General features: G+C 67.1%; 26 protein-coding genes. 1 reads left to right on the top strand and 25 read right to left on the bottom strand.

The genetic code is table 11. From position 1 onward, the window contains the following. The first annotated feature begins 89 nt into the window (after positions 1 to 89). A complete protein-coding gene (locus BM085_RS01810) occupies positions 90 to 1,076 on the top strand; it encodes a hypothetical protein (protein WP_143120763.1) in 987 nt (328 codons plus the stop codon). An 88-nt stretch (positions 1,077 to 1,164) separates the two neighbouring features. On the opposite strand, the gene BM085_RS45650 is transcribed toward BM085_RS01810, so the two are convergent. The 25 genes from BM085_RS45650 to rplN all read right to left on the bottom strand — a co-directional run bounded on the left by BM085_RS45650 (position 1,165) and on the right by rplN (position 16,087). Further along, entirely contained in the window at positions 1,165 to 2,217 is a 1,053-nt protein-coding gene (locus BM085_RS45650) for a tRNA pseudouridine synthase A (RefSeq protein ID WP_342742839.1), read from the bottom strand. A gap of 80 nt (positions 2,218 to 2,297) precedes the next feature. Then, positions 2,298 to 2,828 (bottom strand): 50S ribosomal protein L17, encoded by a 531-nt coding sequence (rplQ, locus tag BM085_RS01820; protein WP_093885287.1) that lies wholly within the window; start codon positions 2,826 to 2,828, stop codon positions 2,298 to 2,300. A gap of 87 nt (positions 2,829 to 2,915) precedes the next feature. Then, complete coding sequence (locus BM085_RS01825) at positions 2,916 to 3,932, bottom strand: DNA-directed RNA polymerase subunit alpha (protein WP_031171182.1); 1,017 nt, start codon at positions 3,930 to 3,932, stop codon at positions 2,916 to 2,918. A gap of 98 nt (positions 3,933 to 4,030) precedes the next feature. Continuing rightward, the gene (gene rpsD / locus BM085_RS01830; protein ID WP_012887861.1) at positions 4,031 to 4,657 is read right to left on the bottom strand and encodes a 30S ribosomal protein S4; all 627 of its coding nucleotides are present in this window, start codon (positions 4,655 to 4,657) and stop codon (positions 4,031 to 4,033) included. Between the two features lie 20 nt (positions 4,658 to 4,677). Next, positions 4,678 to 5,082 (bottom strand): 30S ribosomal protein S11, encoded by a 405-nt coding sequence (rpsK, locus tag BM085_RS01835; RefSeq protein ID WP_020542285.1) that lies wholly within the window; start codon positions 5,080 to 5,082, stop codon positions 4,678 to 4,680. Positions 5,083 to 5,127: 45 nt separating this feature from the next. After that, complete coding sequence (gene rpsM / locus BM085_RS01840) at positions 5,128 to 5,508, bottom strand: 30S ribosomal protein S13 (protein WP_012887859.1); 381 nt, start codon at positions 5,506 to 5,508, stop codon at positions 5,128 to 5,130. 212 nt (positions 5,509 to 5,720) lie between these two features. Then, entirely contained in the window at positions 5,721 to 5,834 is a 114-nt protein-coding gene (gene rpmJ, locus BM085_RS01845) for a 50S ribosomal protein L36 (RefSeq protein WP_003956441.1), read from the bottom strand. Positions 5,835 to 5,858: 24 nt separating this feature from the next. After that, entirely contained in the window at positions 5,859 to 6,080 is a 222-nt protein-coding gene (infA, locus tag BM085_RS01850; protein WP_012887858.1) for a translation initiation factor IF-1, read from the bottom strand. Positions 6,081 to 6,265: 185 nt separating this feature from the next. After that, complete coding sequence (locus BM085_RS01855) at positions 6,266 to 6,844, bottom strand: class F sortase (protein ID WP_093885288.1); 579 nt, start codon at positions 6,842 to 6,844, stop codon at positions 6,266 to 6,268. A 163-nt stretch (positions 6,845 to 7,007) separates the two neighbouring features. Continuing rightward, positions 7,008 to 7,463, bottom strand: coding sequence for a hypothetical protein (locus BM085_RS01860; RefSeq protein WP_143120764.1), 456 nt, complete (start codon positions 7,461 to 7,463; stop codon positions 7,008 to 7,010). Between the two features lie 197 nt (positions 7,464 to 7,660). Beyond that, positions 7,661 to 8,125: a hypothetical protein gene (locus tag BM085_RS01865; protein ID WP_093885290.1), complete on the bottom strand. Its 465-nt coding sequence runs from the start codon at positions 8,123 to 8,125 to the stop codon at positions 7,661 to 7,663. 107 nt (positions 8,126 to 8,232) lie between these two features. Then, on the bottom strand, positions 8,233 to 8,667 hold the full coding sequence (locus tag BM085_RS01870; RefSeq protein WP_245789059.1) for a DUF1707 SHOCT-like domain-containing protein: 435 nt from the start codon (positions 8,665 to 8,667) through the stop codon (positions 8,233 to 8,235). Positions 8,668 to 8,720: 53 nt separating this feature from the next. Further along, positions 8,721 to 9,539 carry a type I methionyl aminopeptidase gene (gene map / locus BM085_RS01875; RefSeq protein ID WP_093885372.1) on the bottom strand — a complete coding sequence of 273 codons (819 nt, stop codon included), beginning with the start codon at positions 9,537 to 9,539 and terminating at the stop codon, positions 8,721 to 8,723. 118 nt (positions 9,540 to 9,657) lie between these two features. Next, complete coding sequence (locus BM085_RS01880) at positions 9,658 to 10,308, bottom strand: adenylate kinase (RefSeq protein WP_012887852.1); 651 nt, start codon at positions 10,306 to 10,308, stop codon at positions 9,658 to 9,660. Further along, the gene (gene secY, locus BM085_RS01885; RefSeq protein WP_031171169.1) at positions 10,308 to 11,624 is read right to left on the bottom strand and encodes a preprotein translocase subunit SecY; all 1,317 of its coding nucleotides are present in this window, start codon (positions 11,622 to 11,624) and stop codon (positions 10,308 to 10,310) included. The genes BM085_RS01880 and secY overlap by 1 nt, the downstream gene beginning before the upstream one ends. Before the next feature lie 210 nt (positions 11,625 to 11,834). After that, entirely contained in the window at positions 11,835 to 12,290 is a 456-nt protein-coding gene (gene rplO, locus BM085_RS01890) for a 50S ribosomal protein L15 (RefSeq protein ID WP_031171167.1), read from the bottom strand. 2 nt (positions 12,291 to 12,292) lie between these two features. After that, positions 12,293 to 12,475, bottom strand: coding sequence for a 50S ribosomal protein L30 (rpmD, locus tag BM085_RS01895; RefSeq protein WP_012887849.1), 183 nt, complete (start codon positions 12,473 to 12,475; stop codon positions 12,293 to 12,295). Positions 12,476 to 12,478: 3 nt separating this feature from the next. Further along, positions 12,479 to 13,111, bottom strand: coding sequence for a 30S ribosomal protein S5 (rpsE, locus tag BM085_RS01900; RefSeq protein ID WP_012887848.1), 633 nt, complete (start codon positions 13,109 to 13,111; stop codon positions 12,479 to 12,481). 40 nt (positions 13,112 to 13,151) lie between these two features. Beyond that, on the bottom strand, positions 13,152 to 13,535 hold the full coding sequence (rplR, locus tag BM085_RS01905; RefSeq protein WP_012887847.1) for a 50S ribosomal protein L18: 384 nt from the start codon (positions 13,533 to 13,535) through the stop codon (positions 13,152 to 13,154). 2 nt (positions 13,536 to 13,537) lie between these two features. Further along, the gene (gene rplF, locus BM085_RS01910; protein ID WP_012887846.1) at positions 13,538 to 14,080 is read right to left on the bottom strand and encodes a 50S ribosomal protein L6; all 543 of its coding nucleotides are present in this window, start codon (positions 14,078 to 14,080) and stop codon (positions 13,538 to 13,540) included. Between the two features lie 17 nt (positions 14,081 to 14,097). Further along, positions 14,098 to 14,496 (bottom strand): 30S ribosomal protein S8, encoded by a 399-nt coding sequence (gene rpsH, locus BM085_RS01915; RefSeq protein ID WP_012887845.1) that lies wholly within the window; start codon positions 14,494 to 14,496, stop codon positions 14,098 to 14,100. Between the two features lie 145 nt (positions 14,497 to 14,641). Beyond that, a complete protein-coding gene (locus BM085_RS01920; protein WP_012887844.1) occupies positions 14,642 to 14,827 on the bottom strand; it encodes a type Z 30S ribosomal protein S14 in 186 nt (61 codons plus the stop codon). Positions 14,828 to 14,829: 2 nt separating this feature from the next. Continuing rightward, positions 14,830 to 15,414, bottom strand: a complete 585-nt coding sequence (rplE, locus tag BM085_RS01925; RefSeq protein WP_012887843.1) for a 50S ribosomal protein L5 — start codon at positions 15,412 to 15,414, stop codon at positions 14,830 to 14,832. Beyond that, on the bottom strand, positions 15,414 to 15,719 hold the full coding sequence (gene rplX, locus BM085_RS01930) for a 50S ribosomal protein L24 (protein WP_031171164.1): 306 nt from the start codon (positions 15,717 to 15,719) through the stop codon (positions 15,414 to 15,416). Before rplX ends, rplE begins: the two co-directional genes overlap by 1 nt. Then, positions 15,719 to 16,087 carry a 50S ribosomal protein L14 gene (gene rplN, locus BM085_RS01935; protein ID WP_012887841.1) on the bottom strand — a complete coding sequence of 123 codons (369 nt, stop codon included), beginning with the start codon at positions 16,085 to 16,087 and terminating at the stop codon, positions 15,719 to 15,721. The genes rplX and rplN overlap by 1 nt, the downstream gene beginning before the upstream one ends. Positions 16,088 to 16,151 lie beyond the last annotated feature (64 nt).

Raw genomic sequence — 16,151 nt, forward strand, 5'->3', positions numbered from 1 at the left:
TTCCCTCCTCCGGGCCTGCGCCCGTCGCGCAGAACCCGGCATCCCAGCCGGAGCTGATGCCACAGGTGCCCCCGCCATCCCCCGAAACCGTGACCGACGCCTCGATGCCCTCCCCCGCTCCGGCGGCACCGGGTCCCGAGTCCGGAAGGCCTGCGCTGCCTCCGGCCCTCGGCGACCAGGCCACCCCGCCCGGGGGCATACCGGTGATCGTGGCGTCGCTCCCGCACGTTCCGGCTATGCCGCCGGACGAGCAGTCGGGTCCCTCGACCGGGGTCATGGAGCTGCGCGGCCCGTTCACTCCGCCCTCGGCGGTCGTGCCGGAGGTCGCACCGCCTCCGCCCGCCCCGCCGCGCCGCAGCAAGGCCGGCACCTTGCTGATCGCCGCCGTGGTGGCGGTCGTGGTGGGAGGCATCGGCACCGGCGCGTTCTTCGCCTACCAGTCGTTCAACGCCAAGCAGGCGGCCGGCGCGGCCGACCCGGTCCCCAGTGCGGAGGAGCCCATCGATCCCATCGAGGATCCGGCCCCGGCCGAGCCGGAGCCGGTCAACACCACGATGCTCAACTCCGAGAAGACCGACCCGGGCAAGATGACCGTGGCCGACGCCTTCAGCAAGAAGGTGACCCTGGCCGGGACGACGTTCGTCCGGGTCAAGACCGAGGTCACCCAGCAGTGCCAGAAGGCGGCGGCGGGCAAGTTCGCCAGCGCGCTGCGCAGCAAGGACTGCCGTCGGGTGCTGCGGGCCACCTACGTCGACAGCAAGCGGAAATACGCCGTGACCACCGGGATCGCGGTGCTGCCCACCAGGGAGTCCGCGGTGGAGGTCGACCAGGCCAAGAACCTGAACAGCAACCTGTGGTTCCGTGGCCTGCCGGGCACCCCGGGCACCGGCGCCGAGCGCGTGCACATCGCGGGCGGCTACGCGGCCGGGCTGGTCTGGGGCCGCTACATCGTCTTCAGCTACGCCACCTTCAGCGACGGGCACACCCCGACGGCGAAGGAGAAGAGTCTCGGCAAGGTCAGCGGCGCCTTCCGCGACCAGACGGCCAAGGTCGTCGAGCGCCGAGTGACGAGCTGACGGGAGAGGGAGCCGGGGCGGGAGGGCGCGGGCCGTACCGGAAGGGTGCGGCCGGGGCCCGCTCGCCCCGGCCCGGCTGACGCGCCCATCACGCGCTGAGGGTGCGCACCCGGCGGGTCTCCGTGGCCCGCCGGGCCAGCTCCCCGGCCTCGGGGTAACGCACTTCCTCAAGGCAGAGACCGTGTGCCGGTGCGACGTGCACCCCGGAATCCCGTACGGCCCGCGTCAGCACCTGTCCGGGCCAGTCCACCGCGAGGCGCCCCTCCCCGACGGGCAGCAGCGATCCGACGAGGGCCCGGACCATCGAGTGGCAGAACGCGTCGGCCACCACCGTCGCGACGAGGATGCCGTCCTGCCGGACCCAGTCGAGCCGCTGCAGCTCGCGGATCGTGGTCGCACCCTCGCGCTTCTTGCAGAAGGCGGCGAAGTCGTGTTCGCCCAGCAGGGCGGCCGCTGCCGCGTTCAGCCTGTCGACGTCGAGCGGCCGGCTGTACCAGACGACCTCACGGCGACGGAGCGGGTCCACCCCACCCGGCGCGTCGGAGACCCGGTAGGCGTACCGGCGCGACATCGCAGAGAAACGGGCGTCAAAGCCCCTAGGAGCCACCGTAACGCGATAAACCCTTACATCGGGGGGCAGAACGCCCGCCAGCCTTCTGCGGAGGCTGGAGAGCCGCTCATCCATGTCGTCCGGCGCCCCGGCGTCGGCAGCGGACCCGGCAAGGGCGGATCCGATCTCGACAGAGGCGCCGGCGGGGCGGGCGACGTCGGCCCCGGCCCTGGTAGAGCGTGCGGCGGCGGACCCGGTGTCGCCCGAGCGCGCCTCGGCGGACCCGGCGCCGCCCGAGCGTGCGGCGGCGGATTCCGCCTCGGCGGAGGGGGCGGCGGGTGCCCGGCGGCCGTGCCGGCTCTCCAGCGCGCCGAACGCCTCGACCCCCAGATCCACGTGGGCCACCTGCCCCCGGGCGTGCACCCCCGCGTCGGTCCGCCCGGCCACGGTCAGGACCGGCGGCTCAGGGAGCCTGAGGATCTTGCCGAGCGCCTCCTCGATCTCCCCCTGGACCGTCCGCCGGCCCGGCTGCTTCGCCCAGCCGGAGAAGTCGGTGCCGTCATATGCGAGGTCCAGGCGCAGCCGTACCACGATGTTCCTCCCGGAAAACGGGAACGGGCCCGGCATCTCCCCAGAAGGGGATGCCGGGCCCGTTCACAGGACCTGAAAGATCAGGCGTTGTCCTTCTTGGCCTCGGTCTCCTCGGCGGGAGCCTCGGTGGCCTCAGCGGTCTCCTCGGCGGCCTTCGGCTCCTCGGCGACCTCGGCGGTCTCCTCGGCCTTGGGCTCCTCGGCCTTGGGGGCCTCGGTGGCGGCCGGGGCCTTGGTGGTGCGGACCGTGTTCAGCGGCTCGGACACCAGCTCGATGACGGCCATGGGGGCGGCGTCGCCCTTGCGGAGGCCGACCTTCGTGATGCGGGTGTAGCCGCCCGGACGCTCGGCGAAGGTCGGCGCGATCTCCGTGAACAGGTGGTGGACGACACCCTTGTCACGGATAACGGTCAGCACCTGGCGACGGTTGTGCATGTCGCCCTTCTTCGCCTTGGTGATCAGCCGCTCCGCCACCGGGCGCAGACGCTTGGCCTTGGCCACCGTGGTCTTGATCCGGCCGTGCTGGAACAGCTGGGTGGCGAGGTTCGCCAGGATCAGCCGCTCGTGAGCCGGGCTTCCGCCGAGACGGGCACCCTTTGCGGGCTGAGGCATTTCGTTCTCCTTGAGAGTGAACCCGCCCCGGCCGTATCAGGTACCGGGGTCAGGCCGGGGAATCGCTCGATCCCCGTTACAGAAAAATCAGTACTGCTCGGTCTCGACGTACGCGCTGTCGTCGTCGTCGTAGCCGCCGCCGGCCACCGCGCTGGGGTCGAACCCGGGCGGGGAGTCCTTCAGGGCGAGCGTCATCTCGTGCAGCTTCTGCTTGACCTCTTCGATGGACTTCGCGCCGAAGTTGCGGATGTCCAGCAGGTCCTGCTCACTGCGGGCCACGAGCTCACCCACGGTGTGGATGCCCTCGCGCTTGAGGCAGTTGTAGGAGCGGACCGTGAGGTTCAGCTCCTCGATCGGCAGCGCCAGGTCGGCGGCCAGAGCCGCGTCCGTCGGCGACGGGCCGATGTCGATGCCCTCGGCCTCGACGTTCAGCTCGCGGGCGAGACCGAACAGCTCGACGAGGGTCTTGCCGGCGGAGGCCACCGCGTCACGGGGCTTCATGCACGGCTTGGTCTCGACGTCCAGGATCAGACGGTCGAAGTCGGTGCGCTGCTCGACTCGGGTCGCCTCGACCTTGTAGGTGACCTTGAGCACCGGGGAGTAGATGGAGTCGATCGGGATGCGCCCGATCTCCTGGCCCGGCTGCTTGTTCTGCGCCGCGGAGACGTAGCCGCGACCGCGCTCGACGGTCAGCTCCATCTCCAGCTTCGCCTTGCCGTTCAGGGTGGCGATGCGCAGCTCGGGGTTGTGCACCTCGACACCGGCCGGGGGCGCGATGTCGGCAGCGGTGACCTCGCCGGGGCCCTGCTTACGCAGGTACATGACCACGGGCTCGTCGTGCTCGGAGGAGACGACCAGCTCCTTGAGGTTCAGGATGATGTCGGTGACATCCTCCTTGACCCCCGGCACGGTCGAGAACTCGTGCAGCACGCCCTCGATGCGGATGCTGGTCACGGCCGCGCCCGGGATGGACGACAGCAGCGTGCGCCGCAGCGAGTTGCCGATGGTGTAGCCGAAACCCGGCTCCAGCGGCTCGATGATGAACTTGGACCGGGTCTCCTCGAGGGACTCCTCGAGAAGGGTCGGACGCTGAGCGATCAGCATGTGGGTTCTCCCCTTGCGTGGCGACGCCCGCTATTTGACGCCGCTCGAACAACAGCATAGGTGCCGTACGGCGAACCGTACGGCACCTGCGTGAGCCGCTACTTGGAGTAGAGCTCGACGATCAACTGCTCCTGGACCTGGGTGTCAATCTGCTGACGGACCGGGAGCTGGTGGATCAGCACGCGCATGGCCTCCGGAGCGACGCCCAGCCAGGCCGGGAACGTCTTGTCGCCCGAGGTGGCGCGGGCCACCTCGTAGGGCAGGAGGTTGCGGGAGCGCTCGCGGACCTCGACGATGTCGTGCTCGCGGACGCGGTACGACGGGATGTCGACCTTCTTGCCGTTCACCAGGATGTGTCCGTGACGGACCTGCTGGCGGGCGGCGTCGCGGGACTCGGCGAAACCGGCGCGGTAGACCACGTTGTCGAGACGGCTCTCCAGGATCTGGAGGAGGTTCTCGCCGGTCTTGCCGCCCTTGCGGTTGGCTTCCTCGTAGTAGTTGCGGAACTGCTTCTCGAGGATGCCGTAGATGCGGCGGGTCTTCTGCTTCTCACGGAGCTGGAGCTGGTACTCCGACTCCTTCGGCCGACCGCGACCGTGCTCACCCGGCGGGTAAGGACGGATCTCGATGGGGCACTTCGCGGACTCGCACTTCTTGCCCTTGAGGAAGAGCTTGGTCTTCTCCCGACGGCAGAGCTTGCAGTCCGCACCCGTGTAACGAGCCATTTTCTATCTTCTCCTGGGCGTCAGACGCGACGGCGCTTGGGCGGACGGCAGCCGTTGTGCGGCACGGGGGTGACGTCCTGAATGGAGCCAACCTCGAGGCCGGTCGCCTGCAGCGAACGGATTGCGGTCTCACGGCCGGAACCGGGGCCCTTGACGAAGACGTCGACCTTGCGCATGCCGTGCTCCATGGCGCGGCGAGCGGCGTTCTCGGCTGCCATCTGCGCGGCGAACGGGGTGGACTTACGAGAGCCCTTGAACCCGACGTGGCCGGCGCTGGCCCAGGAGATCACGTTCCCGTTCGGGTCGGTGATCGAAACGATCGTGTTGTTGAACGTGCTCTTGATGTGGGCGTGCCCGTGAGCGACGTTCTTCTTTTCCTTGCGGCGCACCTTCTTCGGGGCACCCTGGCGGCTCTTAGGAGGCATTCTTTGCCTTCACTCCTGAGGTCTTCGGTCCTGCGGCTGCGCGGACTACTTCTTACCGGGCTTCTTCTTGCCGGCCACGGTCTTCTTCTTGCCCTTACGGGTGCGCGCGTTGGTCTGCGTACGCTGACCGTGCACGGGAAGGCCACGGCGGTGCCGGATGCCCTGGTAGCACTGAATCTCGATCTTGCGACGGATGTCGGCCTGAACTTCGCGACGGAGGTCACCCTCGATCTTGTAGTTCGCCTCGATGTAGTCACGCAGCGGGACGAGCTCTTCGTCCGTGAGCTGGTGGACACGGAGGTCGCCGTTCACACCGGTGGCCTTGAGGGTCTCGAGCGCACGGGTGCGGCCGATTCCGAAAATGTAGGTGAGAGCGATCTCCAGCCGCTTGTCGCGGGGGAGGTCGACGCCAACCAGGCGAGCCATGGTCGGGCATTCTCCTTCTTTATGGCGGAGGTCCTGCGCCTCACTTCCCCTCCCCATGCCCGGGGTGAGGGCCCCGGCCTCCGACCGGGGGTCTCCTGCGGGGTACGGCCGTGGGCCGCCTGCGCAGGTGTGAAGCGCGATTACTTTGTGGCCTCACATGGGTCGAGTCCGCCACCAAGGAGCGGACTCTTGCAAGACCTTTTTTACTGCGACTAGCCCTGACGCTGCTTGTGGCGCAGGTTGTCGCAGATCACCATGACGCGACCGTGCCGGCGGATCACCTTGCACTTGTCGCAGATCTTCTTGACGCTCGGCTTGACCTTCATAGTCCTTATTCGTCCCTCAGACGCTTATTTGTATCGGTAGACGATCCGCCCACGACTGAGGTCGTAGGGGCTCAGTTCGACGACAACCCTGTCGTCAGGAAGGATCCGGATGTAGTGCATCCGCATCCGCCCGCTGATGTGGGCCAGGACCTTATGGCCGTTGTCGAGCTGCACCCGGAACATCGCGTTCGGGAGCGACTCAACCACAGTGCCCTCGATCTCGATGGCGCCGTCTTTCTTGGCCATGTCCCTCGCGTTTCACTGATCGGTCGTCTGAGGCTTCGGAACACTAAGCAGCCGCGACCCAGCGCTTCGATGAGAGCGGCGGTTGCGACACCGCCGACGCGCAATGGTCATAGTGAACCGAAAAAGGAGTGTACGGCACCGGGCGAGGAAATGCGAAACACCCGGCCGGTACCTTGACACAACCGCTACTCAGGATACCCCAGATCCGAGCTGAGATATCCCGCACGGTACGACGCATGGACGATTATGTTGTCGTCATAGGAGCGTCTGGCCTGGTCAAAGCTACCACCACAGGTCACCAGACGCAGCCGCCGCCCGCCCGTCCGGCCGTACACCCGATCCGCGGGAAACCGATCCTTGGGCGCCTGCTCCAGCCGCTCCACCGCGAAGAGCGCCACGGTCCCGTCCCCGCGCGCCACGCCGATGGTGTCCCCCGGCCTGAGCTCGTCGAGCCGGGCGAACACCGCGGGCCCGGTCCTGGTGTCCAGATGGCCGACGATGACCGCCGAACCCGGCTGCCCCGGAGTCGGGCCCCCGCCGTACCAGCCCGCGACGTCGGCGTGGTCGAGCGGCGGCACGGCGAGCGTGCCGTCGCCCTCCAGCCCGAGCACCACCAGCGGGGCGTTCACCCCGATGCGCGGAATCATGATGCGGGTCGGCTCACCACGGCCCAGCTCCCCCGCGAGCGGCGTCGGCAGGTCCTGCCCGCCGGGCCCGGCCCGCCCGGACGGCGCGCCCGCCGCAGTGGCCGTCGGCACGGTCACCGGCCGCCCGCGCCCGCCCTCCGGTACGGCGACGCCGCACCCCGCCGCGAGCGCGACGAGCGTGAGGCCCAGAAGGACGCGGACGCAACAGCCGGGTCCGTGCCCGCCCGGAACGCCGCCCCGCCGATGGGCGGCATGATGGGTCCCGGACGGACACGGAGGTCTAGTGATCGGTTCGCTTGCCGTGCCCGCGCGCCAGCGCGAAGCTCGCGCCCAGCGCCGTCACGATCGCGATCAGCGACCCGAAGAGCCAGGCGGTACGCGCGGTGTGGTCGGCGACGGTCATCGCGAGCCCGCCGCCGCCGGTGTCCGGACCGCTGGTCGGGTGGGCGTCGCCCACGACGAAGGTGCCGTTGTACGGCCCGCCCTGGACGCAGCGGACGGTGATGGCGTAGGTGCCGGGCGCGGCGTGGGGGCTGATCCTCGCGCTGCCCTGCATCGCGCGGGCGTGATGGATGAGCCGCGCGGCGGTGGCGCTGAACGCCGCCGAGTAGGCGGTCGCCGGAGTGCCGCACCGACCGGCGGAGATGCTGACCGTCTGTCCCGGCCGGACGGTCGACGGCGTGACCTCCACATCCCCGACGCCGGTCATGCCTCCTGCGAACATGAGGGCCGCCATGCTTCCCAGCATGACTTTCGCCGTCGTCACAGGGTCTCGCCCGAGGCCCATCACCCACCCCCACCTCACGGCCTGACCGGACAACGATCATCTACCCGGTCATGTCCAGGACAACTGCCACGGGTGGTAAAGCTCTGACACAACGCGAAAAACCCTCCGATGACCATGATCATCGGAGGGTCCGCCTGGTCGAACGCCTAGAAGGCGTCCCCCCAGCCGCCGCAGTCGTCGAAGCGGTTGTCGCCCTCGCAGACGCGGATCTTGAAGTCGTCGAAGCCACGGCTCTTCTTGAAGCCGCCGAACTTGTCGAAGTGCCGGCCACTGAAGGTCTTGTAGTACTTCACGTGGCTGCCGGAGTTGTCATGCCACTTGAACCAGACGTAGCTGTACTCGCGGTCGCGATCCCGGTCGACCAGGTCGCCGAAGAACCAGTAACGACCGCCGTCCTTGTACCAGTAGCCCTTGAAGTAGGAGCGACGGCCGAAGCTCTCGCCACCGCCGAACGTCGAGTAGTACGGGCCGAAGAAGTGCTTCTGGGGGCTCTGGGCCTGCTGGGCGCCGGCCGTCGCGGCGGTGGCGGCCTGGGCCGGGGCCACGGCGAGGCCGGCGGCGAGCGAACCGGCGAGAGCGGCGCCGACGAGAAGGGTGCGGGCCTTCTTCATGTCTTCCTCCTGAGACGGGGTCCTGCTGTTCAGGACACCGCTCACGTTAGGAAGATGCGACCCGGGCTTCTGTGAAGGAATGCACACTCGGCGCCGAGCGTGGACTATTACCGGTTCCGCCTGTCGCCCAGACCGGCGAAGAAGGTGGTGACCAGCAACACCGCACCCCACGGCCCCATCACCCACAGCGGCCAGGGGTAGGGGAAGTCGAAACCGTCCGTCACCCCGAGGATGAGCCAGATCGCCCAGTTGATGCCGCTGGCCGTCGCCCAGGTGGCCCACATCGCCGTCAGTCCCCGCTGCTGCGCCTGACGGACGTCGCGGGCCTCACGGCGCTCCGGGTGGCGATCGGAGGCCGCGGGGAGCCGGCCCAGGTCGACGTCGGGCAGGTCGGAGGTGAGCGTGGCGAGCTCGCCGTACGTCTTGCTCGTATAGAGCCGCTCCAGCCGCTCGTCGAACTCCTCGACGGTGAGCCGGCCCTGCGCGTAGTGCTCCCGCAGGACCGAGGCGACCTTGTCCCGGTCTCCGTCCGATGCCCGCATCTCCGGCCCAGCCGCCATCATCAACCACATCCGCTCACCGGCGGGCGCCGCACTCAGCCCGCGTCTCCCAACAGGTCGGCAAGCCGCTCCTCACCCCCGTCAAGGGCGGTCAGTACCCAAGGTCCATTATGTGTCACCGCGACGCTGTGCTCGAAGTGCGCCGAAGCCTTGCCGTCGACGGTGACGACGGTCCAGTCGTCGGACAGCACCTTGGTCCGGTCGGTGCCGAGATTCACCATCGGCTCGACGGCGAAGCACATGCCAGGCTCGAAGCGCGGCCCCCGGCCGGGCTTGCCGTGGTTGGCGACCCACGGGTCCATGTGCATCTCGGTGCCGATGCCGTGCCCGCCGTACTCCTGGGGGATGCCGTAGCGGCCCTGGGAACGGACGTACTTCTCCACCTCGTGGCCGATGTCGGACAGGTGGCGGCCCACGGTGAGCGCGGCGATGCCCCGCCACATGGCCTCCTCGGTCACCCGCATCAGCTCGGTCAGCTTGGGGTCCACCTCGCCGACGGGAACGGTGATGGCCGAGTCCCCGTGCCAGCCGTCCAGGATGGCGCCGCAGTCGATGGAGATGACGTCGCCCTCCCGCAGCGCGCGTCCGCTGCCGGGGATGCCGTGGACGACCTCGTCGTTCACCGACGCGCAGATCGACGCCGGAAAACCCTGGTAGCCCTTGAAGGAGGGGATCGCCCCCTCGTCCCGGATCGCCTTCTCCGCGATCACGTCGAGGTCCAGCGGCGTCATCCCGGGCTGGACGCTCTCGCGGAGCAGCTTCAGCGTCCGGCCGACCACCAGCCCCGCCGCCCGCATCTTCTCCAGCTGCTCAGGTGTCTTTACCTGAATTCCATGCTTGTTCTTTTTGAACACGTGCACACCCCCTGGGGTGGTTCAACGGGCAATCCGGGAGCCCAATTCCCCCGATTGTGCCCTAAACGACAGCACGCCACCCATGGGAGCCCATGGATGGCGTGCTGGGTGAATGTCGCTAGCCCGCGAAGGGACGCAGGGCCTCCATCGCGCGCTGGGTGACCTCTTCCACCGGGCCGGTCGCGTCCACCCCGACCAGGATGCCCTCGTCGGCGTAGAAGGAGACCAGCGGAGCGGTCTGCTCCTGGTAGACCTCCAGGCGGTGCCGGACGGTCTGCTCCTTGTCGTCGTCCCGCTGGTAGAGCCGTCCACCGCAGGCGTCGCAGATGTCGTCCTTCTTGTCGTCGAAGTCGACGTGCCAGATGCGGCCGCACTGGCTGCAGGTACGGCGGCCGGCCAGCCGGCGCACGACCTCCTCGTCGTCGACCACGAGCTCCAGGACGATGTCCAGCCCGGCGCCGAACTCCTCGAGCATCTTCTTCAGGATCTCGGCCTGGGGCACGTTCCTGGGGAAGCCGTCGAGCAGGAAGCCGTCCTGCGCGTCGCTCTCTGAGAGACGGTCGCGGACCATCGCGATGGTGACCTCGTCGGGCACGAGGTCGCCGCGGTCCATGTATTCCTTGGCAAGCTTGCCGAGCTCCGTGCCGCCCGAGACGTTGGCACGGAAAATGTCACCTGTCGAGATCTTCGGGATGGACAGGTTCGATGCAACGAACTGGGCCTGTGTCCCCTTACCCGCTCCGGGGGGCCCTACCAGGACGAGACGCACTATTTCAGGAAGCCTTCGTAGTTGCGCTGCTGAAGCTGGCTCTCGATCTGCTTCACGGTGTCAAGGCCGACACCAACCATGATCAGAATGCTCGTCCCTCCGAACGGGAAGTTCTGACTCGCGCCGACGAGCGCCAGTGCGATGATCGGCACCATGGAGATCAGGCCCAGATAGAGCGCACCGGGAGCAGTGAGTCGCGTGAGCACGTAGTTCAAGTACTCAGCCGTCGGCCGGCCCGGGCGGATACCCGGGATGAACCCACCGTACTTCTTCATGTTGTCAGCGACTTCAACGGGGTTGAAGGTAATGGACACGTAGAAGTAAGTGAAGAAGACGATCAGCAGGAAGAAAGTGATCATGTAGGCCGGGGTGTCACCCGTGACCATGTTCTGCTGGATCCACTGGACGACCGCGTTCGGCTCCTCCTGGGAGTTGCTGAACAGCGTCGTGACCAGCTGCGGAAGATAGAGCAGCGAGGAGGCGAAGATGACCGGGATGATGCCCGCCTGGTTCACCTTCAGCGGGATGTAGGTCGAGGTCCCGCCGTACATCCGGCGGCCGACCATGCGCTTGGCGTACTGCACCGGGATCCGGCGCTGAGCCTGCTCGACCATGACCACCAAGGCGATCATCGCGATACCGGTCACGATCACCACGGCGAAGACGAAGGCGCCCTTCTGGCGGCCGATGTTCAGCAGCTCGGCCGGGAAGACCGCGATGACCTGGGTGAAGATCAGGATGGACATGCCGTTGCCGACGCCGCGGTCGGTGACGAGCTCACCCAGCCACATGATGACGGCGGTACCGGCGGTCATCGTCAGCACCATCGTGATGATGGCGAAGACGTTGTCCTTGTCCAGCAGAATGTCCTCACGGCACTGCGGGAACAGCTGCCCGGTGCGCGCGAGGGCGATGAAGGCGGTCGACTGGAGGATCGCCAGGCCGATCGTCAGGTAACGCGTATACTGTGTGATCTTGGTCTGGCCGGCCTGCCCCTCCTTCTTGAGGGCTTCCAGGCGTGGGATCACCACCACCAGAAGCTGAAGGATGATGCTCGCGGTGATGTACGGCATGATGCCGAGCGCGAACACCGACAGCTTCAGCAAGGCGCCACCGCTGAACAGCTGCACCATGCCGTAGATGTTGCCGGCATCGCCGGCCTGTGCCTGCTGGAGGCATCGGGCGATGTTTTCGTTGTTGACACCCGGAGTCGGAAGAACCGAGCCGAGCCGGAACAGCGCGATGATGCCCAGTGTGAAGAGCAACTTATTGCGCAGGTCCGGCGTACGGAACGCTCGGGTAAACGCGGTCAGCACGGTCCCTCCTGCGCGCCTGAAAGGCGAGGTCGGTCAGCGATGGTTCGGGGGTGGTCCATCTTTGCTATCTCAAGTCAGCGAGCCGACGGAAATGAGTTGAGGCCCACTATCCAGCGAACTCTAACGCACTACGGGCGCGGGGGCCCATAATGAGCCCCCGCGCCGCGTGATTATGCCCACGGCTCCGAGACAGAGCCACCGGCATTATGCCTACAGCTCCGAGACAGAGCCACCGGCGGCGGTGATCTTCTCCTTGGCGCTGGCGGAGAAGGCGTGCGCCTGCACGTTCAACGCCACGGAGATGTCGCCGGTTCCCAGAACCTTCACGAGCTGCCTCTTGCGGACCGCGCCCTTGGCGACCAGCGTCTCGACGGTGACGTCGCCACCCTCGGGGAACAGCTCGCTGAGCTTGTCCAGGTTGACGACCTGGTAGGTCGTCTTGAACAGGGCGTTGGAGAAGCCCTTCATCTTGGGCAGACGGCGCTGGAGCGGAACCTGGCCACCCTCGAAACCGAGAGGAACCTTGTTCCGCGCCCTCGTGCCCTTGGTGCCACGACCGGCGGTCTTGCCCTTGGACGCCTCGCCGCGGCCCTTGCGGACCTTCGACTTGTTGGCGCCGGGAGCCGGACGCAGGTGGTGGAGACGGAGCGGAGTGTTGTCTGCCATGTCTAGTCGACCTCTTCCACGGTGACGAGGTGCGTCACCACGGTGACCATGCCGCGGATCTCCGGCCGGTCCTCCTTGACGACGACGTCACCGATTCGCTTCAGACCGAGCGAACGCAGCGAGTCACGCTGGTTCTGCTTACCGCCGATCTTGGAGCGGACCTGAGTGATCTTCAGGCGTGCCATCGGCTAGCTCACCGCCTTAGCCGCCGCAGCCTCGGCGATACCCTCGGCGCGAGCCTTGAGCATGGCCTTGGGCGCGACGTCCTCGATCGGCAGGCCACGACGGGCCGCGATCTCCTCGGGGCGGCTAAGGCCCTTCAGAGCGGCCACGGTGGCGTGCACGATGTTGATCGGGTTGTCCGAGCCGAGCGACTTGGACAGCACGTCGTGGATGCCGGCGCACTCCAGCACGGCGCGCACCGGGCCACCGGCGATGACGCCGGTACCGGGCGAGGCCGGACGGAGGAAGACGACACCGGCGGCCTCTTCACCCTGCACGATGTGCGGGATGGTGCCCTGGATACGGGGCACCCTGAAGAAGTGCTTCTTGGCCTCTTCGACACCCTTGGCGATGGCCGCGGGCACTTCCTTGGCCTTGCCGTAGCCGACGCCGACCATGCCGTTGCCGTCACCGACGATGACGAGGGCGGTGAAGCTGAAGCGACGACCACCCTTCACGACCTTGGCCACTCGGTTGATCTTTACGACGCGCTCGATGTACGAGACGCCCTTGTCAGCGTTGCCACCGCGGCGATCGTCACGACGACCGTCACGCCGCTCGCCACCGGCGGCGCCACCGCGACGCGGAGCTCCAGCCATCAGTGGTTCCTCTTCTCGTTGCTCTTGTTAGAACGGGCCATCAGAACTCCAGCCCGCCTTCGCGGGCGCTGTCCGCGAGGGCCGCGATGCGACCCGCGTAGCGGTTTCCGCCACGGTCGAACACGACCGCGGTGATCCCGGCAGCCTTGGCCCGCTGAGCGAGAAGCTCGCCGACCTGCTTCGCCTTGTCGGTCTTCGCGCCGGAGTCCGCGCGCAGGGAGGACTCCATGGTGGAGGCGCTCACCAGCGTGTGGCCCTGGGCGTCGTCGACGATCTGCACGAACAGGTGTCGCGTGGAACGGTTGACGACCAGGCGCGGACGCGCGGCCGTACCGACCACCTTCTTGCGGACTCGGCCGTGGCGGCGGGCCCGCGAGACGGCGCGGGCGGCCGTGTGCTTGCCGAACGCAGTCTTGCCAGCCATGCCTACTTACCAGCCTTTCCGACCTTGCGGCGGATAACCTCGCCCTGGTAACGCACACCCTTGCCCTTGTACGGGTCGGGCTTGCGCAACTTGCGGATGTTCGCGGCGATCTCGCCGACCTTCTGCTTGTCGATGCCGTCCACGTGGAACAGGGTCGGCTTCTCGACGCGGAAGGAGACACCCTCGGGGGCGTCGACGATCACCGGGTGGCTGAAGCCGAGAGCGAACTCGAGCTGAGTCGGGCTCTTGGCCTGAACGCGGTAACCGACGCCCACGATCTCCAGGGTCTTGGAGTAACCCTGAGTCACGCCGGTCACCATGTTGGCGATCAGCGTGCGGGACAGTCCGTGCAGCGCACGGACCTTGTTCTCGTCGTTGGGACGAGAGACGGTAACGGTGCCGTCGTCGCCCTTGGCGACGTCGATCGGCTCCGCGACCTTGTGAGAGAGCGTGCCCTTGGGGCCCTTGACCGTGACATCCCGGCCGTCGATGGCGACGTCCACGCCGTTCGGTACAGGGATGGGCAGCCGTCCGATACGTGACATGCTGTGATTTCTCCCTTCTACCAAACGAAGGCGAGGACTTCCCCGCCCACTCCACGCTTGCCGGCCTGCTTGTCGGTCATGAGGCCACCGGACGTCGAGATGATCGCGACGCCCAGTCCGCCCAGGACCCGAGGCAGGTTGTCCTTCTTTGCATAGACCCGCAGGCCGGGCTTGGAAACCCGGCGCAGGCCCGCGAGCGACCGCTCACGGCTCGGCCCGAACTTGAGCTCCACCACGAGGTTCTTTCCGACCTTGGCGTCCTCGACGCTCCAGGCCTGAATGTAACCCTCCTGCTGGAGGATCTCGGCGATGTGCGCCTTGATCTTCGAGTACGGCATCGCCACGGTGTCGTGGTACGCCGAGTTCGCGTTTCGCAGACGCGTAAGCATGTCTGCGATCGGGTCGGTCATCGTCATGGCCGGTGGCCTTCCTCACCGCGGTTTCCACAAGGGACCTTCGGTGCGGTCATGGGCGCTTGAGGCAGCGCCCGGTGAATACGAACTTCTATGTACGGCTGGGAGCCCGCGCGAGCCTGTGGCGTCCACAGGAGCGCGCGGCCGGCTACCAGCTGGACTTGGTGATGCCAGGCAGCTCGCCCCGGTGCGCCATCTCGCGGAAGCAGATGCGGCACAGGCCGAACTTCCTGTAGACGGCGCGGGGACGACCACAGCGCGAGCACCGAGTGTACGCCCGGACCTCGAACTTGGCCTTGCGAGCAGCCTTGACCTTGAGCGACGTCTTCGCCATGATCAGGCCTCCTTGAAGGGGAAACCGAGGAGCTTGAGCAGCGCCCGGCCCTGGTCGTCGGTCTTCGCGGTGGTCACGACCGTGATGTCCATACCACGCTGACGGTCGACCTTGTCCTGGTCGATCTCGTGGAACATGACCTGCTCGGTGAGACCGAAGGTGTAGTTGCCGTTGCCGTCGAACTGCTTGGGCGACAGGCCGCGGAAGTCACGGATACGCGGCAGCGCCAGCGACAGCAGCCGGTCCAGGAACTCCCACATGCGGTCGCCGCGCAGCGTGACGTGCGCGCCGATCGGCATGCCCTCACGCAGCTTGAACTGGGCGATGGACTTGCGGGCCCGGACGACCGCCGGCTTCTGACCGGTGATCACGGTGAGGTCACGGACGGCGCCGTCGATGAGCTTCGAGTCGCGCGCGGCCTCGCCGACACCCATGTTCACCTTGATCTTGGTGATCGTGGGCACCAGCATGATGTTCTCGAACCCGAACTCCTCGTGCAGCTTCGCGATGATCTCTTCGCGGTAGCGCTGCTTGAGGCGCGGGAGCTGCCGCTCGGTCGCGACGGACTCAGTGGTGTTCGCGGTCATCAGTTGTCCTCACCCGACTCGTCAGAGGCGGCCTTGGCCGACTCCTTCTTGGCAGGCTTCTCGTCATCCTTGAGCTTCTTGACGTTGCTCACGTGGATGGGAGCCTCCATGGTCTGCACGCCGCCGGTCTTGGCGCCACGCGGGCCCTGGTTGGTCTCCTTGGAGTGCTTCTTGATCATGTTGACGCCTTCGACCACCACGCGCTCCTCGCGCGGGTGGGCGGCGAGCACACGACCCTTGGCACCCTTGTCCTTACCGGCGATGACCTGAACCAGGTCACCCTTCTTCACGTGGAGCTTCGGCATTACAACACCTCCGGCGCGAGCGAGATGATGCGCATGAACTTCTTGTCACGCAGCTCACGTCCGACGGGGCCGAAGATACGCGTGCCACGAGGGTCACCGCTGTCCTTGATGATGACGGCGGCGTTCTCGTCGAAGCGGATGTAGGAGCCGTCGGGCCGGCGGCGCTCCTTGACAGTCCGGACGATGACGGCCTTGACCACATCGCCCTTCTTCACGGTGCCGCCAGGAATGGCGTCCTTGACCGTGGCGACGATGATGTCGCCGATTCCCGCGTAGCGCCGACCCGAGCCACCGAGCACACGAATGCAAAGGACTTCCTTCGCACCCGTGTTGTCGGCGACCTTGAGTCGCGACTCCTGCTGGATCACTTGTACTCCTGTTTGTCTCGCTGGTTCTCACCCGCGGTGAGCCTTGCGGAACCTGATGTGGTCT

The organism is Streptosporangium canum (genome assembly GCF_900113865.1).
GTDB classification, from domain to species: domain Bacteria; phylum Actinomycetota; class Actinomycetes; order Streptosporangiales; family Streptosporangiaceae; genus Streptosporangium; species Streptosporangium canum.